We start from the raw sequence: 25,694 nt of genomic DNA, 5'->3' as shown, positions 1-25,694 counted from the left end.
AGCCCGGCATGGCAGCGGAGCGAGTATCGATCAGGCAAATTACCGCTGACGAGATTGATGTTTTCCGGGGCATCCGGCTGGAGGCCCTTCGTTGTGAACCGGCTTCCTTCGCGAGCCGATTTGAGGATTGGCAATTCCTCCGTGAAGAGGAATGGCGCCAAAGAGTGAATGATCCGATCTTTGTCGCGTTTGGCAAATGCAAACCTATCGGTATGATGGGGCTCGTACGCCTGCGCCCGCGCAAGATGGCTCATCGCGCTATGCTGGTCAGCGTCTATGTGCGAAAGAGCGAACGCGGCGCGGGAATTGCCCTAGATCTCCTGAAAGTGGTTTCGGACTATGCGAGAGGTCTAGGAATTCTCCAACTGGAACTAGCGGTCAACGCCGAGAATTCTGCCGCATTGCGCTTCTACCAGCGCCACGGCTTTGTCGAGATCGGCCGCATCCCTTGTGGACTGCTGGAGGATGACAGAGAAATTGACGAGGTCATCATGGTGCGGCGACTGAATGGGTAGCTTTCGGGAACGAACTGAAAATCGATACAGGTATCGCAAGTTGCCCCTCCCCAAATGCTAGGACTTGATCTCCGGTGTAGATTACCAGGCCTAAGAACGTCCATTTTGCGGCAGGGCCGTCCCTGAAGACATCGAAGTTATCGAAGTCGGCATGGGAGACGGTCGAGGAGGCTTTCATCTCAAATCCAACGACGAGATTTCCGCTTTCTGCCACTACGTCGACTTCCCGTCCTCGCCGGTCTCGCCAGTGATAGAGGCGCCAGTCATCGCGCTGTAGGGAGATGCATTTCAGCAACTCAGTAAATACGTAGGTTTCGAAAAGCGCGCCCAAAGGTGTTTGATCTTTCCCCAGCGCAAAATCGCTCGCCGCCAATCCACGCAGGGCCGCGGCCACCCCCGTATCGATCAGGTGGCACTTTGGTTGTTTGATGTCACGCCCCGCCTCTCCGGACGTCCAGGCGGGCAACCTGACGACAAGGGACAGACGTTCCAGGATATCTACATACTCTCCTGTAACTTGCCTTGTCATGCCGATCTTGTCGCCAAGGTCGGTCATGTTCAGCTCATTTCCGGTTCTGACGGCGAGTTGATTTACCAACCGGCGCATCGAGTCCGGCCTTCTTATTTTCATTACGTCCGCGACGTCTCGGTCCACGATGGTGTCGATATACTCCCTGTACCGGCGTTGGCGAGAGCGTTCCAGGAGAGGTCTGATTTCCGGATATCCGCCGCGCATGATGCGGTCGATGATCTCGGTCTTTGATATCTTCCTGCAGGGGGGCAGGGTATTCTGCTCGCCACTCTCTTTGGCCCAATCTAGCAGCAAGCATGGGCCAGCGTCGTCGATCTCCGCTGAGCTTAAGGGCAGCATTTTGAGCGTCTGAACTCTGCCTACAAGAGAATCTAGCACATCTGCGGAAACAAAAATATTGGAGGAGCCAGTCAAGAGGAATTGACCCATCCGGCGATTGGCGTCGACAACACGTTTTATTGTGAGCGCAATCTTCTTTGACCGCTGGACTTCATCAATGATGATCGGTTCGCCATTCGCCGTCGTCATCAAGATCTGCATCTGACCTTGAGGATCTGCTTCAATCGCGGCGAGAACATTTTCATCATCGAACGAGACGAAACGGCCACTTCCCAGCATGTCACGCACGAGGGTTGTCTTGCCGATTTGGCGTGGCCCGATCAGGTTAACGACCCGAGCGCTCTCAAGAGCGAGCTCTAATTCCGTTTTGATGTGCCGTTCATATAAGTCGTCAGCCATGGTGATTCCCCAGCCGGAATTGAAATGCGGGCTTAATCAGATGATTAGAACTCTTACGGTCTTGGCGGAATGTTAATTGGAAGATTGACAGAATGTCAATTTAAATGTGGCTAAACGTTAATTTCAGGTACGGTGAAATGTTAAATAGAACTGTGGCTAAACGTTAATTTGTAAGTAAGCGGAATGCAATTTCTTCTACGAAGATGCTATTTATTCAGCCTCATCCGCGCCGGAAAAAGCAGTGCGATGTGGCAGCCAGAGCTTGGGGGCGTTTGCTACAAAGCAGGATAGGTTTGTATCCGCCCATCGGCCTACGACATAGGCTTCTTGAAACGCACGCCGACGCCATTTCCATTTGCCGGAATGAATTCAATTCCGGCCTCTTGAAATGCCGCAACGATACCCGCGAGATTGTTGCTTATCGGGAGATGTGCCCCACGTTCGAAATCAGCAATCGTTTGACGAGAGACATTTGCTGCCTTTGCAAGCTCTGCCTGGCTCCAGCCTAACATAGCCCGAGCTCCACGGCATTGCTCCACTGTAAGAATGTTATTACTCAAGACAAACTTTCTGATTGACTTCTATCATTTTGTAGGGAACACTGCAGGTCAACGATCGGACAGGTGCGCGAACACCTACCGATTCACCGCAACCAAGCTTACGGGAGCTGGGATCATGGCTGATTCCCACAATAGCAGAACTTTGTCTCCGGTCACCCGGGGAGGGTCTTCATTCGTGGCCTGAGCGTAATTAAAGGCATGTTCAGAGCTTTCCCTTCAGGTAAATGCGGGGCTGGACATAGCTGCCACGGCGACCTGGCGCCAACTGTGCGGCTCGGCAGCGTTTAACCGAATCACCCCTGCGCAGAGCAGCAACTAAATGCCCAAGCTTTCATGGTGGGATAGCCGCTTCCCGCATCTAAAATCTCGAAGATAACCCATGAGAAGCGCAAGTCGGATCTTTCAGGACATTGCGCCGGTGATGAATGCGTAGCGGGAGCCAATCCGCCGTGGATGCAGGCTGCGGCAAAAAATATAGAAAATGGGAACTCCACAATGAAACTGAGAAATCTGTTGCGTTCACTTTTGCTGTCCGGGTTGCTGATCATGCTTGCGGTCTGGTGCGCTCTGGTGGGGCCAACACAAGCCGCTGAACTTCGGATCGCGACGTCGTACAAATTGATGACGCTTGATCCCCATTACGCCAATCTTAACGAAAATACTTCGCTGCTCTCCCATATCTACGAGCGGCTCGTCTATCAGGACGAGCACCTGGACCTGAAGCCCGGCCTTGCTGTCTCCTGGCGGACAACGTCTCACACGCAATGGGAATTCAAGCTGCGGGAACACGTCAGATTTCATGATGGCTCGCCGTTTACTGCAGACGACGTTGTTTACACGATCGAGCGCATTCGGGATTTCCTCAAACCGCCAAGCGGCGGCTTTCAGTCCTATGTCGCCGGGATAAAGTCGGTTTCGGCGCCCGATCCTCTCACCGTCGTCATTGAGACGAACGGCAATGTTCCCAACCTGCCGCTGTCGTTTTCCTCGATTTTCGTCATGCATCGGCCGGGGCAGGGGTTCGAGACCACCGAGGAACTTAATGCTGGGAGCCCTCCCGACGGAACTGGGCCTTACAAGTTCGAGAGCTGGAGTTCCGGTGAGATGCTGAAGCTCACGAGGAATGACGACTATTGGGGCGGTAAACCGGCTTGGTCTGCGGTGACGCTCCGGATCATCGAGAACCCTGCGGCGCGCGTGGCGGCATTGACCACGGGAGACGTCGACATTGCCGACGCCATTCCGGCGCGCGACGTGGCTTCGCTCAAAAAGCGGGGCACCAGGATTGCAAGCGTCGGGGCGGCGCGCATCAATTTCTTGCAGTTCGATGTGGAAAGAGAGACAGTTCCCGGCGTGACGAGCAACTCGGGCGACCGGGTCCCCAATCCCTTCAAGAACCCTTTGGTCAGGCGCGCGCTTGCGATGGCGACGGATCGCGGCATTCTCGTTGACAAGATCCTTGCCGGTTACGGCACCGCCGCAGCGCAGGTTTTTCCGGGCGGTTTGCCGGGCACATCAGCAAATCTGAAGCCAGAGGCTACCAATTACGACGATGCGAAAGCCCTTCTCGCAAAGGCTGGCTTTCCAAACGGGTTCAACGTCATTCTGGCTGGACCTACAGGCCGATATCCCGGCGACGCCGAGAGCCTCCAGGCGATCACACAAAGCTGGGCTCGTATCGGAGTCACCGCCCAGCCTGTTGCCTTTCCGTTCTCGGTCTTCAATACCAAGCGAGCTGCGGGCGACTATGCTGTCTGGTACGGCGGCACATCCGGAGAGGCGGTCGACATCATTCTGAATGCTCTCCTGGCTTCGCCAAATCCCGAGCGTGGAACTGGGGCCTTGAATTTCGGGCACTACCACAACGCGGCATTTGACGCGATGCTGGCAAAGGCGGAAAGCGTCCAGGAAGGACCGGCACGAAACGAGGCGCTCGCCGATGCCACAGATTTCGTAATGGCCGATCAGCCGATCATTCCCCTCTACCACTTCCATCATATCGTCGGTTACGGCCCACGTGTTGGCTCCTACATGATGCACCCCCGCGGGTGGACGACCGCGATGCAGACACTTCCAGCGACGGAGTGAGTGATCATGCCCTTGATGTCAGCTGCGCTGGGAAGACTGGGCCAAGCCTTCCTCCTCCTCCTTGCCATGTCGTTGATCGGGTTCATAGGCATTCACAGCGTGGGCAATCCGGTTTTCAACATCGTCAATATCGAAACCGCCACGCCGGAGGATATCCGGCGTGCAACGATCGCGTTGGGATTGGATCAGCCGATCTGGCGCCAGTACCTACTCTTCATAGGCAACGTCCTCCATGGAACTTCGGTACCTCATACATCTATCATCTGCCGGCTCTTCAACTGGTGATGAGCAAGCTTCCCGCGACGCTCGAGCTCGCATGTGCCGCGATGCTTATTGCGGCTCCGGCTGGAATAGGGGTAGGGCTCCTGGCTGGCCGGAAGCAAGAAACGCTCTTCGACCGGGCTGTCCTCAGATCGAGCGTGTTCGCACTGAGCGTCCCATCATTCTGGCTGAGCATGGTACTGATCCTCACCGGCGCAATCCTGACAGGTTGGTTTCCATCCGGGGGCAGGGGTGCGACGGCAAGTTTCCTCGGACAGGAATGGAGCGTGCTTACCGGAGACGGATTGAGGCACATGGTTCTTCCCGTGCTTGCTCTGGCGATACCTAACATCGCGCTTATCGCGCGGCTTTCTCGATCAGGCACGATAGAAGTCGAGAGCCTGGAGTTTACGAGGTTTTGTCGTGCGAAGGGGCTTTCCTCGCGACGGATCGTGTTTCGCCACACCCTTCCGAACATCAGCGTACCGATCGTGACGATCATTGGCCTACAATTCGGCGGTATGCTGGCCTTTGCGGTGGTCGTTGAATCGATTTTTTCGTGGCCGGGCGTAGGCAAGCTCCTGATCGACTCCATCCAACTCTTGGACCGGCCAGTGGTTATGGCGACACTGGCCTTCATCTCGGTCGCGTTCGTCGCCCTCAACGCCTTTGTTGACCTCTTCCATGCCGCGCTCGACCCGCGCGTGCGCCTGTCCTCATAAAGGGAACCGCCATGAAAGCTCATATTGTCCGGGCATTGAACCGGCGTCCGCAATGGCCGGTGCTCACCCCGTCCAAAATCCTGCTTATGGCTTACGTCCTGCTTGCCCTTGCCGCATCGACGATTGCGCCGCAAAACCCCTACGACCCCTTGCAAATTTACGGATGGGAGTCGTCCTCTCCGCCTGGCACGTGGGGGAGTGGTGGCTATCTTTACCTGCTTGGAACGGACGGGCTTGGCAGGGATATCTTCAGCTGTATCCTCTACGGCTTGCGCATCAGCTTGGTGGTGTCCGTCACGAGTGCAGCCGTCGCTGCCCTGATAGGGCTGACGGCGGGCGTCAGCGCCGCCTATTTCGGCAGGTGGGTGGACATCGCGATCATGCGGCTCGTCGACCTTCAGCTCAGCCTTCCGACGATCCTCGTCGCCCTGATCGCCATCGTCACGCTTGGCCCCGGAATAGACCGAATCATTCTGGCGCTGATCATCGCCCAGTGGGCGAGCTATGCCCGGTTGGCGCGTAGCGTTGCGCTCAGCGAGACGAATAAGTCCTATATGGATGCGGCCCGACTCATGCGGTTGCCGACATCCCAGATCATTTTTCGTCATCTGCTCCCAAACAGCATCGCGCCGGCGGTGACCTTGATCCCAATCGAAGTCGGCCATGCGATCGCGCTGGAAGCGACCTTGTCCTTTCTCGGCTTGGGCGTTCCAATTGACAAGCCGTCTCTGGGTTCCACGGTCGCAAATGGCTTCCAGTACCTTTTGACTGGCCAGTATTGGATCAGCCTTTTCCCCGGCCTCGCCCTCTTCGGCCTGATCGCAAGCATCAACTTCGTAGGTGAAGATGTTCGACGCCGTCTCGATCCAAGGAGCCGTCCGGTATGACACACGAACCTGGAAAAACACCTCTGCTTCGGGTGAAAAACCTCGGCCTTCGTCACCGCGATGCGTCAGAACCGGTGACGATCCTGAACGACGTGAGTTTCGCGCTTGAGCGCGGCGAGATCCTCGGCATCATCGGTGAATCAGGGGCCGGAAAATCGACATTGGGCAATGCCGTCCTCGGCTTGCTTGCGCCTGAGTTTCAACTGGTATCGGGGACGATCGAATTCGAGGGCAAGGCGATCGACGCGATGAGAGTGCAGGGGGACGCCATCCGAGGACGAAGAATATCCGCGATATTCCAGGATCATACTGGCTCGCTTGATCCGCTGATGAGCGTCGGCGCGCAGGTGGAGGAAACCGTCCTGGCGATCGACGGGTCTGTCTCGAGACGCGAGGCTCGCACACGGGCTGTCGAGCTTCTGGCCCGGGTCGGCATTTCGGAGCCGCAGCGACGATATCGCAATTATCCGCATCAATTCTCGGGAGGGCAAAGACAACGGGCCGTTATTGCGATTGCCCTGGCGGGATCTCCCGACATCATCATCGCCGACGAGCCGACCTCAGCGCTGGATGCCACGGTCCAGAAGCAAATTCTCAAACTCCTTCGAGCTCTCGTCGATGAGACTGGCGTCTCTATCATCTTGGTCACCCACGACATGGGAGTGGTGTCCGAGATAACCGACCGTGTTCTTGTCATGCGAAAGGGCCAGGTGGTTGAGCAGGATCGCACCCAAGTCATTCTCGATGCGGCCGCGAACGACTACACCCGCAGCCTACTTGCCGCAGTCCCACGGCTGCGGATCTCGACCGCGCCAGTGGAGGCGGAGGCCGACGCGAGCCGGACCATGTCCTCCGAGGGGGAGGAGGGTGACAATATGCATCTTGTTGCAGAGGGCGTCTCGAAAACCTTCTCTCCAAAGGGCTTCCCATGGAGCCCTGGCCGAAACGTGGCAAAATTTGCGTTGCGGGACGCAAGCATACGGCTGCGGCGTGGCCAGATCACCGGCATCGTCGGTGAGAGTGGAAGCGGAAAGACTACGCTCGGCCGTATCATCGCCGGACTGGACACGGCCTCAGTGGGCCGAGTGACGATCGGGGAAAACGCGTTTGATGTGTCGAAGAGCGGCCGCCGGAACGGCCTCCTTGGCTGTGTGCAGATGGTGTTTCAGGATCCTGCGGTTTCGCTCAATCCCAGGATGACCGTCGGCGAAACATTGTGGGAAAGCGTGCGTTTTGGCGCAGATATGCGATCCGGCGAACGTCCGGCGGATATCGGGCCAATGATGGATCTCCTTGGTCTATCCGGGAGCCTCCTCGCCCGATATCCACATCAACTGTCGGGCGGCCAGAAGCAGCGCGTTTGCATCGCTCGGGCACTGCTCGCGAGGCCACAGATCATCATTGCTGACGAGCCGACCTCCGCACTTGATGTTTCCGTGCAGGCCGAAATCGTCAAGCTTCTCCAAGACAGCATTGCTGAGCAGCATATCACGATGGTCTTCATCTCCCATGACCTTGCCGTCGTGCAGCAGCTCTGCAGTTCCGTCTATATCCTCAAGGATGGACGGGTCGAGGACTTCGGGTCATCCGCCTTCATCTTCTCACAATCGCAAAATCCCTACACGCGCTCCCTTATCGACGCCCGGCCCCGCCGGTTCACTTGTTGAGGGCTGCCGGACCATAGCGGCGCGCTGGCGGCTTCCGTGTCCAACATTCGTTTTCCGAACATCGGCGGCTTTTGCCGTCCCAAAAGGTGACTCATGAATGACAGGTTTACATTGGCCGTCACGGGCCAATCCCTTATAAAATACGACATCCGCACTAACCGCGCACCGGCTTTTCAGGAAGTACAGGCATTACTTCACCGAGCGGATCTTGCCTTCACCAATTTCGAGGGGACGATCCTTGGAAGCCATGGCGGATGGCCGCTCAAGGGATCATTCTTCGGCTGTAGCGATCCTGTCGTCTTGGATGCGCTGCAGGCGACCGGGTTTCGGGCACTGTCGCTCTCGAACAATCATGCCTTCGATCTCGGCCCATCCGGCGTGCTCTCGACCCTCGAAGAGGTCGGGAAGCGAGCCTTCCTCCATGCGGGTCTCGGCCGCAACCAATTCGAGGCAGCAAAGGCAGGCACCGGAACAATCGGCGGGCGACGTGTCGCCATCGTCGCCATGGACGGCGGTCCGGGTCCCGATTTCATGTACGCAGAAAATGCAGATATAGGCCGGCCTGAGCGCCCCGGCGTAAATCGGCTGCGGCTGTCACAGGTCATCAAGGTCGATGACGCAGCCTTCGGGCAGCTTCGCTCCATTCGGGAAAGCGTGGGTTATACTGCGATAGACCTGACCAATGATAGCCAACCGGAAGACCCACGGCATGTTGATCCGCATGAGGAGATTGGGATTGCTCGCGCCATCTTCAGACGATCCGAGACGTTCGGCAGGGGTATCAAAGTCGATGAAAGCGACATGAGCCGAAACCTTGAGGCAATTGCTTCCGCTGCCAGAGATGGCTGCCTCGTCATAGCTTATTTGCACCACCACCATTGGGCTTCCGACTGGTATCAGGTGCCGGATTGGACCAGTGTCGTCTCAAGACGATGCATCGACGCAGGTGCGGCCATGTTCGTCAGCCATGGTGCGCCGGTGCTGCAACCCATGGAGATCTATCGACGTCGTCCGATCTTCCATAGTCTCGGAAATTTCATCTTCCATGTCAGGTCGGAAAAATCGACGTGGCTGGCACCTGAAGTATGGGAGAGTGTCATCGGTGTTTGTTCTTACGGGCAGGATAACGATCTGATCGACATCAACTTATATCCTATCGTGATCGGCGGAGAAAACGGATTGAAGGATCGCTTGCTCGAAAATCGACTGGTTCCACACTTTGCAACGGGAGAGGGTGCGGAGAGAATCCTGCGGCGCTTCAAGGAGCAATCGGCAAATCTGGGCGTGCAGATCGAACTGGAAGGCGGGATTGGCATTCTTCGCATCTGAACTACGTGTGCACACCGGACGCCGCCATCCAAGAGCATTATCGTCATCGCTAATGAGGGAATTGATGTATTCGAGTGCACAAGAAACGATGAGCATTCGGGATGAACTTATCAGCCGGTTTTTCCGCTATGTCGCCGTAGAAAGCCAGAGTTATGCCGCCTCAACGCGTCTGCCCTCTACGCCCGGACAGCATGAACTCGCCGGGCTGTTGGCAGAGGAGATGCGCGGCCTTGGCGTCGATGATGTCGTCGTCGATGAGCATGCGATCGTGACGGGTGTTAAGCGCGGTAATAGTCCAGGCGCTCTACGAATCGGTTTCGTCGCGCATCTCGATACCGTCGATGTCGGTCTCTCCCCGATCATTCGGCCGCAAATCAAACGCTTCGAGGGGCTGGATCTATGCCTCAACCCGGAGAAAGACATCTGGTTGAGAGTGGCGGACCATCAGGAAATTCTCGGTTGGCAAAACCAGGATATTATTCTGAGTGACGGCACGAGCGTACTTGGAGCGGATAACAAGGCAGCCATTGCGGTTATCATGACCCTCCTTGCCAAACTCGAGCCTTCGCAGGCTCACGGTGACATTTGCGTCGCCTTCGTTCCGGACGAGGAAATCGGGCTGAGGGGCGCCGAGGCGCTCGATCTCAGCCGCTTCCCGTGCGACTTTGCATACACCATTGACTGCTGCGAGCTTGGTGAAGTCGTCGTGGAGAATTTCAACGCTGCATCCGGCGAGATCGTCTTTACCGGCGTGAGCGCTCATCCGATGTCGGCAAAGGGCGTATTGGTCAATCCGCTGCTGATGGCGCTGGACTTCATTTCCCACTTCGACCGCAACGAAACACCTGAACGCACGGAGAAGCGCGAAGGATACTTCTGGTTCAAGGACCTGGTTGCGAACGACAGCGAGGCGCGGCTCAAGGTTATGATCCGTGACTTCGACAAGGCAAAATTCGAGCAACGGAAAGAACGCATCGGTGAAGTCGCTGGACAGATCGGGTCGCAATACACTTCAGGATCGGTGCAATACAGTGTGGCCGATACCTATCACAACATCGGCGACTACCTCCAGGGCGACAAGCGTTCAGCCGAGCTGCTGTTCACCGCTTTGGACAGACTCGGAATCGAAAAGAAACTGACTCCCATGCGTGGCGGAACCGACGGGGCGTCACTGTCGGCGCGCGGCTTGCCTACCCCAAATTTCTTCACCGGCGCCTACAATTTCCATTCGCGCTTCGAATTCTTGCCCGTCCCTGCCTTCGAAAAATCTTATCAGACCGCTCTCATGCTCTGCGCCCTTGCAGCGGAACATGCCAACGGGTACGAGACGGCAAAGTGTGAACCATGAACGGGTGAACTCCACGATTTGCGCCATGTAATGGACGGAATTTGTTTCAAGTGGCGCAAGCCTCACTCACTTCGAAATCACGCATCGGAGGAATAATCGGAATCGGATGTACCAAGCTTCTGGGGGCCGGGCAGGCGCTTCGAAACCAGAAGCTCAAAGGCCTCTACGCCGAGTATTTTGGCAAGGCCATCGACCATATCGATCGTCGGGCTATAGACACATCGTTCCAGAGAGCTGACATAGGTGCGATGGACGTTCGCCCGGTGCGCCAGCTCCTCCTGCGAAAACCCCTTGTCGTTTCGCAGTGTTCTGAGATTCAGCGCGAAGATCTCTCGAATATTCATAAGTTGGAGTCATGCGCGTTGCAGCGCATTCATCTACAGAGTATACTCTACAAACGGATGAGAGTGGATAGCTTCGAGCGGTTGGTGAGGTATGCCATCTGAATTGTGGATGTCGCGGCGCTACGAAGTTGAAGGTCCGCAGGGGCGGTCCCGGGACAGTCTTCAGCTCGCAAGCTGGGGATTACCGATAATACACTGTGGGGCGGGCCGCAGACTAAACTTGGCTGGTGGTGGTAATGGATTTGAGTGACGCGACAGTGTCGAATACGAGTGAGCTGCGCCCGGTGATCGGGCTTACACGGGGTTTAAATAAAGCGGACGTTGAGACTTTGACGGTCAATGCAATTCGGCTCCACAGAAAACTCGTGGAGAAGGCTGATCAATTGTTCCAGGCATTGCCACCAGACCATAGAACTGGAAAAGCTGTTGGCGGCGAGCAGCATCTCGAATACGTGGACGCCATGATCGCGATGCACATGCAGATGAACGCCCTGAATATGCTGCTTGGAATTCTAGATTATATCCCAAACGCATCCGACAATTGACGCCTTTGCTCAGATAAGGCCTGCCCGGATTGCCAGCGCAACCAGGTGCGGCATGGTGTGGATTTCGAAGCGCTTTCTGGCTTCTTCGAGCTTGCTTTTGACGGAATTGTACTTGACGCCCTCCAGATCGGCGGCTTCCTCCATCGTCTTGCCGACAGAGATCCAGTTGAGATAGGCGGCTTCCTTGGGATCCAGCCAAGCTGGGTACTGAACATCCGGCGTCAACGGCAAGAAAGACATTCGGGTGTGGAGTTGCCCCACAGCTGCGGCGGCCGCCACACAATCGATATCACGTTCAAGCTCGACCGCAGTTTTTTCGGAGGCAAGCGTGAATATCGCTGTCGATCCGTTTGCCGCTTTGACGGGAATGGTAATGCCGGAGCGAATGCCGAAGTCGGCGGCCTCCGCGTAAAACGCTCGCTCAGCTTTGGATAGGTGGTGTCTGTTCTGTTCGCCGCTCCAAATGAAGAGTTGTTTGAGTGACTTGGCGCGTTTGACGACTGGATCGACGGCTGCGAAATTCTGTCGGAAATATTTCTCTCGCCAATCGGGATGGTAGTTGGAAGCAGCAATTGTGTAACCTGGCTGGATGTGCAGATAGGCGTAGCCTTGGAAGCCGGCTTGTTTCGTGAGGTGTGCCAAAGCTTGCTTGACGATCTTCTCGTCACCCTTGATTGCCGAAAGGTCTGTCATACTGTCCAGCCAATGCTGCATATGGTCACTCCTTTCGGCATCCTTTAGGATAGGTAGGCGCCCTTGAAATCAACCGTAGATTGCATAATTATCATTATGGAACTAGCGGTCGGTTCGCCTATCGAGCGAGTATCGTGATCCTAAAAGCATATCCTCGTCTCAAATTTATAGTGCAATGAATTAGCTCTACCTGCGCGAAATGAATGATGGCATGTTGGAGAACTTTAAGCGGTCTGCTGTTCACGCCATTGCTAAATGTTAATCTCCGCCTCCATGGGATTGTCCCGGTTGTCTTAGCTGCGCACCTGCGCCGGGTATTCCGGGTGGCATCTAAATGAGAGAGTTGCCCAGAATTGCAGCATGGTCAATTTATAAGCAATAATATTTTTTGATAAGCAGGGCTTATACCATTGTCGCGGAGGGCAGCTAGACAGGTGTATAATTGGATGAATATTTTGTCTGTGTGAAGGGTCCTATCAACTGACCTTTGTGCGCGAAGGAGTCGCCAGTTCCCGGCCGAAAGCTCAAAGATGGTGGAAATCGCAAATACAGGCATCACTCTGCGGCAGCTCCAGATCTTGCGCGAAGTCGTCAGAACAGACTCAGAAAGAGCGGCGGCGAAAGCTCTCGACATCAGTCAACCTGCCGTCAGCCAGCAGGTCAAGCAGTTGGAGAGACTGCTCGGCGTGCAGTTGTTCATGCGCGACAAGGCACGGCTAGTTCCAACGGCCCCGACGATGGCTCTTTTTCGCGACACTGATGCCATCTTTACCGAGATAGACAGGATTGCCAAGACGATCGCTTCCCTCAAGGACATTGAACGCGACTCGATAAGCATTGCCGCGCCCTATGTATTCTCGTTCAGGCTGCTGCCCGATGTCATTCGGGAACTTCGCGCACGCCAGCCAGTCTCAGCTATCCACCTCAAATCCGGCAGCTATCACGAGGTTGCCGATCACGTTCTCAACGGACGCGCAGACATCGGGCTTGCACGGCTACCGCTCGACGAGAAGGTCTTCGACTGGTGCCCAGCTGCAACGGCGACGAATGTCTATATCTTCCATCCTAGCCACCGGTTCTCGCAAATGGAACTCATTAGGCCGGAGGATCTGATCGGCGAACCTTTCGCCGATCTCGAACCACAAATGCATTCACACCAGATGAATGAGAATGCTTTGCGCTACATGGGAGCGGAACCGCATCTGGCGATCGAGGTCGATATCATCGGTCAAGAAATCAATTTCGTCGCCGCTGGGCTGGGTATCGCCAGCAGCAACACGTTTGCTGCCCGCCAGATTTCCGCCTTCCAAGTTGAGGTCCGCCCCTCCGAGCCAAGCGCGCTCTACCACTATGTTGTTTTCTGGCAAAAAGGCCGGCGGCTCGGTCCGGTATTGCAGGAGGCCGTCAATGTGCTGGTAGAATTTGCAGAGGGAGAACCCGGTCTCCCGTCCAATAAATGTGAAAGTTGCAGGCCTCGATAGGATGCGAACCGCAAAATGATGGTTAGTCTCTATAATTATTAGGAAATACAACGTCCTGATCGACAAGGACATTAAACTTGTAGCCAGGGCGAATTTCGAGCGTGGGCTGAACATCCATGTTCCGTTGTATGGTCCGGTCTGCCACCCGGCCGAACGTTTCTGCGAAGTTTCGCCGCGTCGCATCCGAGGCAGTGTCCTGGGTCGCGAGTGTCGAACTTTCCGGAACGGCCATGTCGATCCCCGTTCCGATCAGGGCAATCAGCACCGCCGAGCCGAACGTTTTCAGATAGTGATTGTTCACTTTGTCGTTGAAACCGCCATAGCCTTCAGCATCGGTCCCCGCCATCCCGCCGATTTGCAAAGTCGAACCATTCGGGAAGATGATATCGCTCCAGACAACCAGCACGCGTTTCTGTCCAAAGGAGACTTTGCTGTCGTAACGCCCGAACAGTTTCGTTCCCTGCGGGATGAGCAGGCGATGACCGGTGGCGCTATCGTAGACGTTCTGGCTTACCTGGGCGGTGATCCTGCCTGGCAGATCCGAATTGATGCCGGTGATCAGTGTCGCCGGAATGACCGAACCTCGCTTCAGCTCGAAGGACGATTGTTGAGGCACGACACGGTTGGGCAAATAGCCAAGGTCCTTTAGGTCGGCGTTGAAGAAGTCTTCCTTGGAGCTTTGAGCATTGGGATCGACGTTTTGATCACCGAGCCCCGCACGCAGGGCGGCCGCATAGAGATCGGGGGTGCTGCCCGTATTTGTCGAAGGCGTTGCGGCCCTTGCCGACGTCTCCGTGGTGGCGTTCGTTTCAGCACGCGTTTCCAGCTTACTGCGATCAATGGCGAGCGGCGCATCATAGGCAGCGTTGTTCGCCTGCAGCCTAGCCATTCTCTGGCGCTGCTGCTCACGCAGATATTGCTCTTGTTGTTCTCTCGCGAGACGGGCTCGCCAAACCCCTTCCGCTTCGAGCTCTTGACCGCCCTGTTGCGCATCGCGTTGCCCCGACTGCGGTATGAAGGGATTGGTCGGCTTCGCCTCAGCCTGTTTGGTATCAACTGGCGTTGGCTGGAAGTTGGTCTGCTGCTGATCGCCGATAATGCCATCGGTCACACCGCGTTTGATCTGGTCGGCGTAGGTGGAGGCAGGGTTGCCCGAACTTGTCTCCGGACCACTGTCCTTCCCGAAGTAGAGCCCGCGCGAAGCTAGCCCGTAGAAGATGACACCAAGGAACGCGATTATAACGACGATAACGACCACGATCGGCACGCGGTTGATCCGCCGTATGCCGGGCCGGGGTTCACTGTTCTGTGCGTTGCCGAGATTGAGGGATTGCGCCATGGTTGGTCTCCTCAGCTGCGCTGCATCAGCGACAACGCGCTCGCTGGCGTCGCGCCGGTCGACGTCACAGAATAGGCTCGGCCGAGCTCGACGGTGTTGGTCGAAAGGCGCGCCAGCACCTGACCATCGAACGGGACAATCACGTAGGCGAGCGGGATGATGGTCGTGTCACGATCGGTCTTCTGATCGGTGACCACGGCATAGCCCCATCCCTTTAAGGTGGCTGCCAGCGCCTGGCCGAAGGGCGAGGTATCAGTCTTGAGCGCAACGGTCGCTTTTCCCGGGCCAATCTGTTCGGCAAGGCGGCTGACCATGTCTCCGGCAATAGCACTCGCCGCTGCGCCGGAAATCTCCGGCGGCGCGTTGCTCAAGACGAGGCCGTCGGCTCCGGTCGACTGGCATCCGGAAAGGAGGATGATGAGGACGCAGGCTGCGGCAAAGCTGCGGACTTGGCCCAGGAAGCTTGATGTAAGGCCAAAGGTAGCCATCATTGCCCTCCTCTTTTGATCGTTACCTTTTCCTGCTTCCAACCAACACCGGAAACGAGCACAGCACGGTCGACATGATAATCGACGATCATCATGTTGTTCTTCATGCGGTAGTTGACGATGCGGTTCTGTCCACCTGAGGTGACAAACAGAACGGGCGCATCCTGGCCGGAAATCGAGCGTGGAAACTGGATGTACGTCTTGAGACCGTCGGAATAGACCCGCGTTGGTCGCCAGTTAGCGTTGCCCGAAACAGAATAAGAGAAGCTCAGTTGATCGGCCGGGACGCCGGCGCCCGGGATGGTGTTTGCCTCCAGCCGCGCATTGATGTCAGCGAGCTTGGTCGAAACATCCTCTGGATATTCAAAGCCAACACGCGCCATGTACTGGGTTGGATGGGATTTGAGCTGCATGTGATAGGTTCGCCTGGACGTCGTCACGACCATGGAGGTCATAAGGCCTGGCTCCGACGGTTTGACGATCAGGTGAATGGCCTGACCGCCGGCAGCCCCCGACGTCGCCGGCTCGACCTTCCAACGCACCGTGTCGCCGACCAGGACGTCGCGAACCACCTCGCCGCCTTGCAGTTCGATATCGCAAACCTGCAGCGGCGCGCACACGACCGAGGGTTGGACCTCGCCGTATAGGAATATCACCTTGCCCTCGGCGCCCTTGGTGACGAGACCCCGCGATCCACGCCACTGGGTGGAGATGCCCATGCCCTTTGCTTCGTTGGTGGTTAAGCCATCGGCAGCAGAAGCATGGAAGGGAACGACTATTGAAGACGCCGACATCACCGAGGCGAGAGCGCTCGTCAGCATGGCCCGTGTTCTCGTAAGTGGGATGATCATGTTCGGAGCCATGCCTTTCAAAGCTGTGCTGTCCAGTCGAAGTCGCGGAGATAGAGACCGATGGGGTTTATGTGGATGACGCCCTCGTCCTGCGGCGGCGTCAGGGTCACCGTTGCAATGCCGCGGAAGCGGCGGACGGCCGTTTCCTTGCCGCGCCGGTCACGTTCGAATTCGGTCCAGTCGATCTGGTAGCTCTGGTTCGATAGGGCGACGATATTGTTGACCTCGACCGCAACCGTCGCGGTCTTTGCTTTCTCAAACGGTGAGTTCGAGCGGAACCAGGCATTGATCTTCTCGGTCGCCGCGTCGGACGTCCTAAGCAGCCCATAGGTCCGGTCGATATATTGCTTCTGCACGACCGCATCCGGCGTCACACTTCGAAAATTAGAGACGAAGCTGCCGAGGGTGGCGCGCACAACACGCGGATCGGCATATTCGATCTGCTGCGGAAATCCGGCGTTGACCGCCGCGCCGAGCTTGTCGACCTCGACGATATAGGGAACGAGCTTCACTTGCGTGCTTTGGTACAGCGCGTAGCCAAAGCCGATGACGGCCATGGTCATGCCGGTGATGCCGACGATGCGCCAAGCGGCGGCAGCTCTGACATAGGAGCCATAGCGCTCGTTCCATTCGTTGCGCGCGGCAATATACGGATTGGCAACATCGGGATTATCAAGCGGGTTGTGTCCGGCCATAGCTGCTCGGCCTCCAGTCATTTGGTCTGGTTGATCGGCGGGGGTGGAGGCGGCGACGCGGGTCGGCTGGACTGCTGGTCGAGTTTCGCATTGGCGAGCCCGAGCAACGACCCGGCATAGGCCCCGGGCGACCCGATCGCTTTGTCCTTCGCGGCAGAGCCAACCGCGTTGGCAGCGCCGCCAATACCGGCTTCCATGCCGCGCATAGCGGCGCTGCCGAAAGATGCTCCGCCTGCCCTGGCCGAGCTTGCCGCTTGGAAACCTCGGCTTGCTGCCCCCGCAGCAAGAAAGCCCGCACCTGCCGCGAAGGATGCGGCCTGACCGCCATAGCGGATCGCTTCCATGCCGCCCGAAACCGAAGCACCCTGGACTACGCCTTGGAGAATTGGCGGCACAGACATGGCGATGACAAAGACCACAACCGAGATGCCGGCGATGGCCAGCGTAGTGATGAACTGTTCCGAGGTAGCTGTTGGTGCCTCGGCCAGTCCGAGCAGGATGTCGGAGCCGATCTTGGCGATCATCACCAGTGCCATCAGCTTCATGCCGACGGAAAAGGCGTAGACCAGATATTTGATGGCAAAGTCCTTGGTATAGGACGTTCCGCCCAATCCCAGCATGATCATTCCGGCGAGCAGTCCAACGTACATCTCGACCATGACCGAGACGAAGATCGCGGCCACGAGCGAGAAGCACACGACGACCACCACCATGGCGAACACGGCGGCGATGGCGAGCGCGTTGTCTTCCCACAGCCCGAATTTCGCCTGTTCGGACATCTTGGTCGCGACACGAATACCGGCGTCGAAAATGTTGGCGGGAGAGGCCGAACCACCACCAGCTCCGATCTGGTAGAGGCTGTCGACAACGGCTTTGGCAAAGGCTGGCCCCTCATTGAGAATGAAGGCGAACAGCCCGATGAACATGATGCGCTTGACGAGTTCGGCAAACCAGCTGTCAAGCGATGCGGCATTGATTGCCAGCCACACCGCGGCGATGCCGATCTCAATGCCTGCGAGGATCCAGAACAATGACCGCGCTGCGTTCATAACAGTCGTTTCCCAGCCCTTAGCGGCGGTGACAACGGAATTCTCCAGGGTGGTCAGCACCTGACCCTGTTGTCCGAAGGCCGGCGCGCTCGCGATCAACAGGATGCCGATCGCGACGAGGGCGAGTTCGAGGCGGCGGGAACGAGGAACAATTACCATCGCGGCTTCATTTCCTGCCCGCCACGAATGTCGCTATCGGTGTCGCCGCCGAAGAATTTCTCGCGGTGTTCGCGCCGGGCCGCATCGGATGCCTCTCCCGCTCCCGAAACCGGATGGGGACCCGGCTGGACGACGATCCAGGTAACGCCGGCAGCGAGCGTGGCGATGCTGACGACAGTTAGGATAAAGACGAGACGCGGGCTCACCAGCGGGGCTCCATCGTCTGCCCGCCGTGGATGTCATGCTCGCTTCCGCTGAAGAATTTTTCCCGGCGTGCCTGGGCGAGATCCTTTTGTGCCTGCTGCGACCGGAACCAGGTGCCCATCATCGTCATCTGCTGGGAAACCAAACCACGCAACTTCTGCATTTGCGCGACCTGCTGGGCGGCGATCTGGTGTCCGACCTGCAGCGCCTTCATCTGCCCGTCAGCCATCTCTGACATCGAGCGCAGCGACGACATCGTGCTCTCCTCGCTCGAGAACTGGTCCGCCGTCAGGTTTGCGGCCTTCAGGGTTCCTGCGATCGTATCGCGGTTGGTGTCCGACCAGTTCTGATAGGTCGAGGAGAAGCTTGCCCCGTCAGGCAGGTTGCTTTTCATCTTGGAAAAACTCTGGAAACGCTGCTTCAAGACATCGTCAATGTTGCCCATTGAGAAGGCGACGCCTTGTCCTTGCGCGACCACGTTCTGCAGGTTCTTCAGGTCGTTCTCGACCTGACCCCAGACGTGGTTTGGCAATTGCGCCGTGTTCTGCAGCATGTTCTTGTAGATGTTGATCTGGTTCTGGATCTGCTCCGCCAGCTGCGAGATCTGGGTGATCTGGTTGTTCACCTGCTCGGCCGATTTGCCCACGAGCGAGACCAGCTCGGTATTGTTGGCAAGTTGTGTCCATTCCGTTGCCTGACCTGTCACGCCACCGGCCTGGACCTGGATTGGCGTTGCGATTGCAAGGCCAGTCGCGATGACCACCGCACGGTAGGTCTCAAGAGGTCGAGATGAGTGTGTCGGCATGGGCGATCCCCCGTTGCTGGAGCCAGTAGAGAGGCCACGCGGCCCCGTGTTCGGAATGGAGGCTGCGAATGCGCTTCAGATCTTCCTTGCCGGTCGCGCCGACGAACGAGAGCGCGACAGGACCGAGCGCCATGTTAAACAGACGGCGACCTTCCGGTGAGACGACGTAATAGTCGCGCTTGGGAATGGCGGTTGCAACGATCTCGATCTGCCGCTCATTGAACCCGATGCGCTCATAGAACTCCCGCGTGCCCGGTTCGCGTGCCGCTCCGTTCGGCAGGCAGATCTTCGTTGGGCAGCTCTCCTTCAGTACATCGATGATGCCGGAGCGCTCCGCATCCGAGATCGACTGGGTGGCAAGCACAACGGCACAATTGGCCTTGCGCAGCACCTTCAGCCATTCGCGGATCTTGTCGCGGAAGACCGGATGCCCGAGCATCAGCCATGCCTCGTCAAGAATGATCAGGCTGGGAGCGCCGGTCAGGCGTTTTTCGATGCGACGAAACAGATAGGTGAGAACGGGAACGAGATTGCGCTCGCCCATGTTCATCAATTCCTCGATCTCAAAGCACTGGAAGGAACCAAGCGCCAGACCGTCCTGCTCTGCGTCGAGCAACTGGCCCATCGAACCATCGACGGTATAGTGATGCAGCGCGTCCTTGATCTCTCGCATCTGGACGCCGGACACAAAGTCCGACAGAGAGCGGGCGCGCGACGTTGCCATCAATGCGATCTGCCGCGAAATTGCGTTGCGATAATCCGGGGTGATCGTCACACCCTGCAGCGCCACCAGCGTTTCGATCCATTCTGTCGCCCACGCGCGGTCGCCATCGCTGGAAAGCTCTGCCAGTGGGCAAAATGCGAGCGCCCTTCCCTCTCCTTCTCCGGTCGCACCGCCACCAATCTGATAGTGGTCCCCATCGACGCCCAGTGTCAGCGGCAGCATCGAGCCGCCCTTGTCGAAGGCGAATATCTGAGCATCAGCGTAACGGCGAAACTGCGCGGCGATCAGCGCCAGAAGCGTTGATTTGCCGGAACCGGTCGGGCCGAAAGCCAGTGTATGGCCGACATCATCGACGTGCAGGTTCAAGCAAAATGCCGTCGATCCGGATGCCACTTGCATCAAGGGCGGCGAGCCTTGCGGGTAGAACGGGCATGGTGCGTTAGGGCTTCCCGACCAGACTGAGTTCAGTGGGATGAGATCGGCGAGATTGCGAGTGTTGACAAGCGGCTCGCGGATATTGGCATAGGAAACGCCGGGCAGGCTGCCGAGAAAGGCATCCGTGGCGTTCAGCGTCTCGATGCGTGCGCCAAAACCTTCGGCCTGGATCAGACGGCGGACAGCTTCGCACTTTTCCTGGAGCCGATGCTGATCCTCTTCGAAGAGAACGATGACCGGCGTATAATAGCCATAGGCAACGAGCTGCGATGAGGCTTCGGCGATCGCGTCCTCTGTTTCCGCCACCATCAGCATGGCATCCTGATCCATCGAGCGTGACTGGGTCTGGAACAACTGGTCGAAGAACGGCCGCACCTTCTGCTGCCATTTCTTGCGGGTGCGCTCAAGCCGCGCCCTTGCTTCCTCCGCGTCGAGAAAGAGGAAGCGGGACGACCAGCGATAGGTGAGCGGCATCAGGTCAAGCGTGTTGAGGATCCCAGGCCAGCTTTCGGCCGGCAGACCGTCGATCGCGACCAGGCCGAGAAAGCGGTTCTCGACCATGGGTGTCAGGCCATGCTGCAGCTCGGCCGTCACCAGCCAGTCGAGATACATAGGGATTTCCGGCAGGCGCACCGGATGGTTCTCACCGGTGATGCAGAAACGGATGAACTGAAAGAGCTCGTCGTATCGGGCGACACGGAAGCCGCCGCGCTCTGACTTCTCCCGCGTCATCATCCGACGGATCGACAAGACATTGGCAAGATATTGCTCGACTTCACGGATCTTGGTCAGGAAGCTTTGCAACATCGTGTCGGCATAGGTCGCAGAACGGCTCGCCGCGTCAGAATAGACATACCGCGTCAACCCGGAGCGACGCGGCTCCGGCGGCCGCCAGGTCAGGATCAGAGCATGGCGGCTCTCGAAATGCCCCCTCTCCTTCTGGAAATGCGCGCGCCGCTCGTCGTCAATGGCACGTGTGACCGGGTCGGTGAAATGAGATTCGGCCTCAGTCGGATAATCGCCGGTTGGCACCCTGATAGCCTCGACCTGGATCATCCATCCCGAACCCAGCCGCGACAGGATGGCGTTAATCTGCCGCGACACCTCGTTACGCTCGGCGTCGGTCGAGCTTTCGCTATCCGGCCCGGCAAAATACCAGCCGGCCATCAGCGAGCCGTCCTTCAGAAGAACGACACCGTTATCGACCAAGCCGGCGTAGGGCGCCAGATCGGCGAAGGACGGTCCGGAATGACGGAATGGTTTGAGGGCGACCATCTCAGTCCCTCAGAACTTGCGCCACGGCGACGAAGTCGCGCGGTAAAACGTCTTGTAGGAGATGTGGCGGAGATAAACCCGCCGCATCAGTGGATCGGATCTGGCCATCATGCGCAGCGCCGCGACTGCAACGAGCCAGATCGCAACACCGAACAGTGCCGCATACCAGGTCAGGACGACAAAAATCAGGATGATGGCCGCAAGCGCCGTCAGCAGAACCAGCTCGCGGTCAGCGCCCATCAGCAAATTTGGGCGCGACAGCGCCCGGTGCACACGCGAGCGTGCCAGAGACGAGCCGGCCTCAGTCATGAGCCCCCTCCCCTCGTATATCCCGCGTCACAGTTGGTTTGGGGGTGTTTTGCTCGGGCCGCGCGTGAGCCTCGCCGATCGAGGCGCCGGTGGCGCCGAACAGAGCGACAATCTGGGTAGACCCGAGAAGGACACCGCCCACCAGCGCGACATAGCAAAGCCGCCTCGCGAAATCATTCAGCTCGCCTCCGAAGATCAGCATGGCGCCGGCGATGGCGACCGCAGCCAGCGCAATGAACCCAGCGACTGGCCCCGTGATCGATTGCTGGATCTGTTGCAGCGGCGATTCCCAGGGAAGGCCACCTCCGCCCGAGGAAGCGAATGCGGAATCGCTAACGCCGACAGAAAAGGCCGCAAGCGTCGCGCCGGTGAGAAGAATGGATAGTTTACGCGACATGACTGTCCTCATCGATCTGGGCATAATGTTCAGTCTGGTAACGGCCATTGCGGTATCTTTCGATGTGGATGACCTCACGAACCCGCCTCCCCTTCCCCGTTCGCTCAATAGAAACCACGAGATCGACAGCCTCGCCGATCACCTCCTGCATCGGCTGCTGGCTGGCTTCCGCCGTCAGTTGCTCGAGCCGGCGCAGGGCTGACATCGCCGTGTTGGAATGGATCGTGGTGACGCCGCCGGGATGGCCGGTGTTCCAGGCCTTGAGCAGTGTTAGCGCTGCGCCATCGCGGACCTCACCGACAATGATGCGGTCGGGGCGCAGGCGCATCGTGCTTTTCAGCAGACGCGCCATGTCGATCGTATCGCTGGTATGTAGGTACACGGCATTCTCGGCCGCGCATTGGATTTCGGCGGTGTCTTCGAGAATGACCATCCTATCGTCCGGGGCCGCAGTGACGATCTCGGCGATGATGGCGTTGGCGAGTGTGGTCTTGCCCGATCCCGTGCCACCCGAGATGACGATGTTCATCCGAGCGTCGATCGCGCTTCGAATTGCCGACGCCTGGGCTTCGGTCACCACCTTCGACTTCACATACTCTGTCAGTGGGATAAGACACGAAGCACGACGGCGGATCGTGAATGCCGGTCCGGATACCACCGGTGGCAATAGGCCCTCGAAGCGGTGCCCACCAATAGGAAGTTCGCCTGAGATGATCGGCCGCTCGTCGTCGGCCTCCGACTGCAGGGCATGCGCAACACTGCCGATGACGACTTCGGCTGCGGCGGTGCTCATCGCGCCGGCCGGTGCTACGCCGTGCCCCAGCCGCTCGATGAACAGCCTGCCGTCCGGATTGAGCATGATCTCGACAACGGTGGCGTCATCGAGGGCGATGCAGAGTTGGTCGCCAAGCGCGTCCTGTAGTTTACGGACCAAGCGAGGATGAGAGCGGAGCTGGGTCACGCAGCGCTCCTGACCTGTCGGCCGTGATATTCAGCGATGGTCGAGTGGTAGTCCGGTGGGCAAACCTGGTCGAAGCTTACCCGGTCGGCTGGCAGTGTGCCGGCGATCGCCACCGTGTTTCCGATTGCCACAGGTTCGCCAAGCCGCTTCATAGGCCATCCGGCCCGGTTCAGGATACGCTCGAAGCGCAGGTCGGTAGCCGTGACGATCTCGTCGTAGCCGTTTGCCGTCGACCACTCGATAATACCGGCAAACATGGTGAGTGTCGCGAGATGGAGCTGGCCCCCTCCCCTGCCCGCGGGCAACGATGTGTCGACGCAGAAGCGGGAGCTCTCAATCATCCTCGCAGAGGCGTTGAGCGAGCCGGCTGCCAGCAACTGCGGGAAAGTCCGTTCCAGCATGGTTGGGCCTACTGCCGGCAACAGACGGGCGCAGCCGATGACCCTCTCGTCATCAGTGGCCGCGAGTATGTAAGTCGGGTCGAGATCGTCGTACTCGTCCCGTTCTCCGGCCTCAGTAATCGTGACATCCCACTCAAGACGTTCACGGAAGACTGAGGCGCGCAACCAGTGCATCTGTTTCAGGTGGTTTGAGTGATCGAGATATCGATCCGGTGAAACGGTCAGAATCTGCATTTGATCTCCGCATGATGTGGACATGCGGGACAAAGATCATTTGGAATCGCGGCTGGCTATCTGCAGATCTGCAGAGCGCTGAGTCGGCTTGGAACTGTGGGTTCGATGCCCCAGCCTGGCAATGTCGCAAGGTTCCGTCTGCAGATCTGCAGAATTGAAAGATTAGCAATCATGCCAGGAAGCAACCTAAAGTGTTGATATCTATCAGGAATGTTAACCCACGTCGGAATTTAAGGAAATTGTGTTAACTTCTTGGTAACTCTAATTCTCTTGCAGCATTGTTAGAATCGTGCGCTATCTTGAGACGGCACAAGCGCGTCTGACGCTTGCAAACCGTCTTGAACCTGAGGCTAAAGTGAACGTGATCGACAGGCACATCAGTAGAGCAGCAACCTCTGCACATATAACGCAGCGCGCTGAAGCGCTGTCTGCGCGACTCCGTGCAGTCGGTGAGCGCGCCTTTCCGCCAACAGCGCAAAAGTCGCTTCGCTCATTTACTTCTGGCGAAGTTGCCGAGATAGTTGGCGTGTCTGATGGGTACCTGCGCCAATTGTCGCTGGACGGCCTCGGCCCGGCGCCGGATATCGGTACGGGAGGACGGCGCTCTTACACTCTGGAGCAGATCAACGTGTTGCGCCGATACCTCGCAGAGGCGCGTCCGAAAGAGGCTGGGCGATTTTGGCCACGTCGCCGTGACGGTGATAAACTTCAGATCATAACCGTCGCAAACTTCAAGGGTGGGTCGGCCAAAACCACGACCTCACTTTATCTCGCACAGGGTTTGGCACTTCAGGGTTACAGAGTTCTTGCAATCGATCTTGATCCTCAGGCATCGCTTTCCGCGATGTTCGGGTATCAGCCCGAGTTTGATGTAGCCGAGAACGCCACCATATATGGCGCAATCAGATACGACGATCAGCGTGTACCGATGAGCGATGTGATCCGCTCGACCTACTTTACGGGCATCAGTATTGTCCCTGGCAATCTCGAATTGATGGAGTTTGAACACCAGACGCCCCGATTCATGCTTCAGAACCGCGGACGGCCGAAAGATCTATTTTTCAGGCGTGTCGCGAGCGCCATCAATCAGGTTGAAGATGAATACGATATCGTCGTAATCGACTGCCCGCCTCAGTTGGGCTTCCTCACGATGGGCGCCCTCAATGCAGCGACAGGCATGATTGTAACCGTTCATCCGCAGATGGTGGACGTCGCGTCTATGAGCCAGTTCCTTCTGATGACGTCCGATCTTGTATCCGTCATTGAGGAAGCGGGCGGCAAGCTCGATTATGATTTCCTAAGGTTCCTCGTCACTCGCCATGATCCGCGAGACGTCCCTGAACAGGAAATCGTAGGTCTGCTTCGCGACGTATTCGGAACTGATGTAATGGCTGCAGCCGCCTGGAAGTCGACTGCGATCGCCAATGCCGGCTTAACCAAACAATCGCTCTATGAGCTTTCGCGTGGAGCTGTGGGTCGGTCGACTTACGATCGCGCCATGGAATCGATCAGTGCCGTGAACCATGAAGCTGTTGGCTTAATCAACGATGTGTGGGGCAGATGATTTTGCTCCACGTTCAAAAGAATCAATTGCCTAGCTTGTTGTCAGCTGACGACACGAAGTCATGGCATCGGATGCCGCAACGTTTTTACCGGGG

25 protein-coding genes and 1 pseudogene are annotated in these 25,694 nt (G+C 57.5%); 10 read left to right on the top strand and 16 right to left on the bottom strand.

Translation table 11 applies throughout. From position 1 onward, the window contains the following. The first annotated feature begins 8 nt into the window (after positions 1–8). Positions 9–515: a GNAT family N-acetyltransferase gene (locus tag J5278_RS30440; RefSeq protein ID WP_209186653.1), complete on the top strand. Its 507-nt coding sequence runs from the start codon at positions 9–11 to the stop codon at positions 513–515. Here the strand turns inward: J5278_RS30440 and J5278_RS30435 are convergent. Both J5278_RS30435 and J5278_RS30430 read right to left on the bottom strand, forming a co-directional pair. Next, on the bottom strand, positions 490–1,785 hold the full coding sequence (locus J5278_RS30435; RefSeq protein WP_209186654.1) for an ATP-binding protein: 1,296 nt from the start codon (positions 1,783–1,785) through the stop codon (positions 490–492). The two genes, J5278_RS30440 and J5278_RS30435, sit on opposite strands and share 26 nt — an antisense overlap. Positions 1,786–2,096: 311 nt before the next feature. Next, positions 2,097–2,324: a helix-turn-helix transcriptional regulator gene (locus J5278_RS30430; protein WP_257623530.1), complete on the bottom strand. Its 228-nt coding sequence runs from the start codon at positions 2,322–2,324 to the stop codon at positions 2,097–2,099. A 516-nt stretch (positions 2,325–2,840) separates the two neighbouring features. On the opposite strand from J5278_RS30430, the gene J5278_RS30425 reads away from it, so the two are divergent. The 6 genes and pseudogenes from J5278_RS30425 to pepT all read left to right on the top strand — a co-directional run bounded on the left by J5278_RS30425 (position 2,841) and on the right by pepT (position 10,647). Then, positions 2,841–4,433 (top strand): ABC transporter substrate-binding protein, encoded by a 1,593-nt coding sequence (locus J5278_RS30425; RefSeq protein WP_209186656.1) that lies wholly within the window; start codon positions 2,841–2,843, stop codon positions 4,431–4,433. A gap of 6 nt (positions 4,434–4,439) precedes the next feature. Beyond that, positions 4,440–5,416, top strand: a pseudogene (locus J5278_RS30420) (ABC transporter permease). An 11-nt stretch (positions 5,417–5,427) separates the two neighbouring features. Continuing rightward, positions 5,428–6,303 carry an ABC transporter permease gene (locus J5278_RS30415; protein WP_209186658.1) on the top strand — a complete coding sequence of 292 codons (876 nt, stop codon included), beginning with the start codon at positions 5,428–5,430 and terminating at the stop codon, positions 6,301–6,303. After that, on the top strand, positions 6,300–7,970 hold the full coding sequence (locus tag J5278_RS30410; RefSeq protein ID WP_209186659.1) for an ABC transporter ATP-binding protein: 1,671 nt from the start codon (positions 6,300–6,302) through the stop codon (positions 7,968–7,970). Before J5278_RS30415 ends, J5278_RS30410 begins: the two co-directional genes overlap by 4 nt. A gap of 93 nt (positions 7,971–8,063) precedes the next feature. Then, complete coding sequence (locus tag J5278_RS30405; protein ID WP_209186660.1) at positions 8,064–9,299, top strand: CapA family protein; 1,236 nt, start codon at positions 8,064–8,066, stop codon at positions 9,297–9,299. A gap of 88 nt (positions 9,300–9,387) precedes the next feature. After that, positions 9,388–10,647: a peptidase T gene (gene pepT / locus J5278_RS30400; protein WP_209186701.1), complete on the top strand. Its 1,260-nt coding sequence runs from the start codon at positions 9,388–9,390 to the stop codon at positions 10,645–10,647. A gap of 77 nt (positions 10,648–10,724) precedes the next feature. On the opposite strand, the gene J5278_RS30395 is transcribed toward pepT, so the two are convergent. Then, on the bottom strand, positions 10,725–10,991 hold the full coding sequence (locus J5278_RS30395) for a helix-turn-helix domain-containing protein (RefSeq protein WP_209186661.1): 267 nt from the start codon (positions 10,989–10,991) through the stop codon (positions 10,725–10,727). A 236-nt stretch (positions 10,992–11,227) separates the two neighbouring features. Between J5278_RS30395 and J5278_RS30390 the strand changes: the two genes are divergently transcribed. Beyond that, positions 11,228–11,536 (top strand): transcriptional repressor TraM, encoded by a 309-nt coding sequence (locus tag J5278_RS30390; protein WP_209186662.1) that lies wholly within the window; start codon positions 11,228–11,230, stop codon positions 11,534–11,536. 9 nt (positions 11,537–11,545) lie between these two features. Here J5278_RS30390 and traR read toward each other — a convergent pair whose 3' ends face one another. Further along, positions 11,546–12,250 carry a transcriptional regulator TraR gene (gene traR / locus J5278_RS30385; protein ID WP_209186663.1) on the bottom strand — a complete coding sequence of 235 codons (705 nt, stop codon included), beginning with the start codon at positions 12,248–12,250 and terminating at the stop codon, positions 11,546–11,548. 509 nt (positions 12,251–12,759) lie between these two features. Between traR and J5278_RS30380 the strand changes: the two genes are divergently transcribed. Next, complete coding sequence (locus J5278_RS30380) at positions 12,760–13,710, top strand: LysR family transcriptional regulator (RefSeq protein WP_209186664.1); 951 nt, start codon at positions 12,760–12,762, stop codon at positions 13,708–13,710. A gap of 22 nt (positions 13,711–13,732) precedes the next feature. On the opposite strand, the gene trbI is transcribed toward J5278_RS30380, so the two are convergent. The 12 genes from trbI to traI are packed head-to-tail and all read right to left on the bottom strand — an operon-like array spanning position 13,733 to position 24,036. Then, positions 13,733–15,049: an IncP-type conjugal transfer protein TrbI gene (gene trbI / locus J5278_RS30375; RefSeq protein WP_209186665.1), complete on the bottom strand. Its 1,317-nt coding sequence runs from the start codon at positions 15,047–15,049 to the stop codon at positions 13,733–13,735. A gap of 11 nt (positions 15,050–15,060) precedes the next feature. After that, on the bottom strand, positions 15,061–15,537 hold the full coding sequence (gene trbH / locus J5278_RS30370) for a conjugal transfer protein TrbH (RefSeq protein WP_209186666.1): 477 nt from the start codon (positions 15,535–15,537) through the stop codon (positions 15,061–15,063). Then, positions 15,537–16,358 (bottom strand): P-type conjugative transfer protein TrbG, encoded by an 822-nt coding sequence (gene trbG, locus J5278_RS30365; protein WP_247749466.1) that lies wholly within the window; start codon positions 16,356–16,358, stop codon positions 15,537–15,539. The genes trbH and trbG overlap by 1 nt, the downstream gene beginning before the upstream one ends. 47 nt (positions 16,359–16,405) lie before the next feature. Next, positions 16,406–17,083, bottom strand: a complete 678-nt coding sequence (locus J5278_RS30360; protein ID WP_209186668.1) for a conjugal transfer protein TrbF — start codon at positions 17,081–17,083, stop codon at positions 16,406–16,408. Positions 17,084–17,100: 17 nt separating this feature from the next. Further along, complete coding sequence (gene trbL / locus J5278_RS30355; RefSeq protein ID WP_209186669.1) at positions 17,101–18,291, bottom strand: P-type conjugative transfer protein TrbL; 1,191 nt, start codon at positions 18,289–18,291, stop codon at positions 17,101–17,103. After that, positions 18,285–18,497 carry an entry exclusion protein TrbK gene (gene trbK, locus J5278_RS30350; protein ID WP_209186670.1) on the bottom strand — a complete coding sequence of 71 codons (213 nt, stop codon included), beginning with the start codon at positions 18,495–18,497 and terminating at the stop codon, positions 18,285–18,287. The genes trbL and trbK overlap by 7 nt, the downstream gene beginning before the upstream one ends. After that, positions 18,494–19,300 (bottom strand): P-type conjugative transfer protein TrbJ, encoded by an 807-nt coding sequence (trbJ, locus tag J5278_RS30345; protein WP_209186671.1) that lies wholly within the window; start codon positions 19,298–19,300, stop codon positions 18,494–18,496. Before trbJ ends, trbK begins: the two co-directional genes overlap by 4 nt. Then, the gene (locus J5278_RS30340; protein ID WP_209186672.1) at positions 19,272–21,734 is read right to left on the bottom strand and encodes a conjugal transfer protein TrbE; all 2,463 of its coding nucleotides are present in this window, start codon (positions 21,732–21,734) and stop codon (positions 19,272–19,274) included. Before J5278_RS30340 ends, trbJ begins: the two co-directional genes overlap by 29 nt. A gap of 9 nt (positions 21,735–21,743) precedes the next feature. After that, on the bottom strand, positions 21,744–22,043 hold the full coding sequence (locus J5278_RS30335; protein ID WP_209186673.1) for a conjugal transfer protein TrbD: 300 nt from the start codon (positions 22,041–22,043) through the stop codon (positions 21,744–21,746). Continuing rightward, positions 22,036–22,440, bottom strand: a complete 405-nt coding sequence (gene trbC / locus J5278_RS30330; protein ID WP_209186674.1) for a conjugal transfer pilin TrbC — start codon at positions 22,438–22,440, stop codon at positions 22,036–22,038. Before trbC ends, J5278_RS30335 begins: the two co-directional genes overlap by 8 nt. Further along, positions 22,430–23,401 carry a P-type conjugative transfer ATPase TrbB gene (gene trbB, locus J5278_RS30325; protein ID WP_209186675.1) on the bottom strand — a complete coding sequence of 324 codons (972 nt, stop codon included), beginning with the start codon at positions 23,399–23,401 and terminating at the stop codon, positions 22,430–22,432. The genes trbC and trbB overlap by 11 nt, the downstream gene beginning before the upstream one ends. Further along, positions 23,398–24,036, bottom strand: coding sequence for an acyl-homoserine-lactone synthase TraI (gene traI, locus J5278_RS30320; RefSeq protein ID WP_209186676.1), 639 nt, complete (start codon positions 24,034–24,036; stop codon positions 23,398–23,400). The genes trbB and traI overlap by 4 nt, the downstream gene beginning before the upstream one ends. A gap of 355 nt (positions 24,037–24,391) precedes the next feature. Here traI and repA point away from each other — a divergent pair, with 355 nt between their 5' ends. Further along, the gene (repA, locus tag J5278_RS30315; protein WP_209186702.1) at positions 24,392–25,600 is read left to right on the top strand and encodes a plasmid partitioning protein RepA; all 1,209 of its coding nucleotides are present in this window, start codon (positions 24,392–24,394) and stop codon (positions 25,598–25,600) included. Positions 25,601–25,694 lie beyond the last annotated feature (94 nt).

The organism is Rhizobium sp. B21/90, from assembly GCF_019355815.1.
Classification (GTDB): domain Bacteria; phylum Pseudomonadota; class Alphaproteobacteria; order Rhizobiales; family Rhizobiaceae; genus Rhizobium; species Rhizobium rhododendri.
Note: the sequence above shows the minus strand (reverse complement) of the source record. Positions and strands in the feature narration are given on the sequence as shown.

Bases quoted from the DNA above. Each gene is read 5' to 3' on its own strand.
- J5278_RS30440 (WP_209186653.1), top strand. From the start codon at position 9: ATGGCAGCGGAGCGAGTATCGATCAGGCAAATTACCGCTGACGAGATT.
- J5278_RS30435 (WP_209186654.1), bottom strand. From the start codon at position 1,785: ATGGCTGACGACTTATATGAACGGCACATCAAAACGGAATTAGAGCTC.
- J5278_RS30425 (WP_209186656.1), top strand. From the start codon at position 2,841: ATGAAACTGAGAAATCTGTTGCGTTCACTTTTGCTGTCCGGGTTGCTG.
- J5278_RS30415 (WP_209186658.1), top strand. From the start codon at position 5,428: ATGAAAGCTCATATTGTCCGGGCATTGAACCGGCGTCCGCAATGGCCG.
- J5278_RS30410 (WP_209186659.1), top strand. From the start codon at position 6,300: ATGACACACGAACCTGGAAAAACACCTCTGCTTCGGGTGAAAAACCTC.
- J5278_RS30405 (WP_209186660.1), top strand. From the start codon at position 8,064: ATGAATGACAGGTTTACATTGGCCGTCACGGGCCAATCCCTTATAAAA.
- pepT (WP_209186701.1), top strand. From the start codon at position 9,388: ATGAGCATTCGGGATGAACTTATCAGCCGGTTTTTCCGCTATGTCGCC.
- J5278_RS30395 (WP_209186661.1), bottom strand. From the start codon at position 10,991: ATGAATATTCGAGAGATCTTCGCGCTGAATCTCAGAACACTGCGAAAC.
- J5278_RS30390 (WP_209186662.1), top strand. From the start codon at position 11,228: ATGGATTTGAGTGACGCGACAGTGTCGAATACGAGTGAGCTGCGCCCG.
- traR (WP_209186663.1), bottom strand. From the start codon at position 12,250: ATGCAGCATTGGCTGGACAGTATGACAGACCTTTCGGCAATCAAGGGT.
- J5278_RS30380 (WP_209186664.1), top strand. From the start codon at position 12,760: ATGGTGGAAATCGCAAATACAGGCATCACTCTGCGGCAGCTCCAGATC.
- trbI (WP_209186665.1), bottom strand. From the start codon at position 15,049: ATGGCGCAATCCCTCAATCTCGGCAACGCACAGAACAGTGAACCCCGG.
- trbH (WP_209186666.1), bottom strand. From the start codon at position 15,537: ATGGCTACCTTTGGCCTTACATCAAGCTTCCTGGGCCAAGTCCGCAGC.
- trbG (WP_247749466.1), bottom strand. From the start codon at position 16,358: ATGCTGACGAGCGCTCTCGCCTCGGTGATGTCGGCGTCTTCAATAGTC.
- J5278_RS30360 (WP_209186668.1), bottom strand. From the start codon at position 17,083: ATGGCCGGACACAACCCGCTTGATAATCCCGATGTTGCCAATCCGTAT.
- trbL (WP_209186669.1), bottom strand. From the start codon at position 18,291: ATGGTAATTGTTCCTCGTTCCCGCCGCCTCGAACTCGCCCTCGTCGCG.
- trbJ (WP_209186671.1), bottom strand. From the start codon at position 19,300: ATGCCGACACACTCATCTCGACCTCTTGAGACCTACCGTGCGGTGGTC.
- J5278_RS30340 (WP_209186672.1), bottom strand. From the start codon at position 21,734: ATGGTCGCCCTCAAACCATTCCGTCATTCCGGACCGTCCTTCGCCGAT.
- J5278_RS30335 (WP_209186673.1), bottom strand. From the start codon at position 22,043: ATGACTGAGGCCGGCTCGTCTCTGGCACGCTCGCGTGTGCACCGGGCG.
- trbC (WP_209186674.1), bottom strand. From the start codon at position 22,440: ATGTCGCGTAAACTATCCATTCTTCTCACCGGCGCGACGCTTGCGGCC.
- traI (WP_209186676.1), bottom strand. From the start codon at position 24,036: ATGCAGATTCTGACCGTTTCACCGGATCGATATCTCGATCACTCAAAC.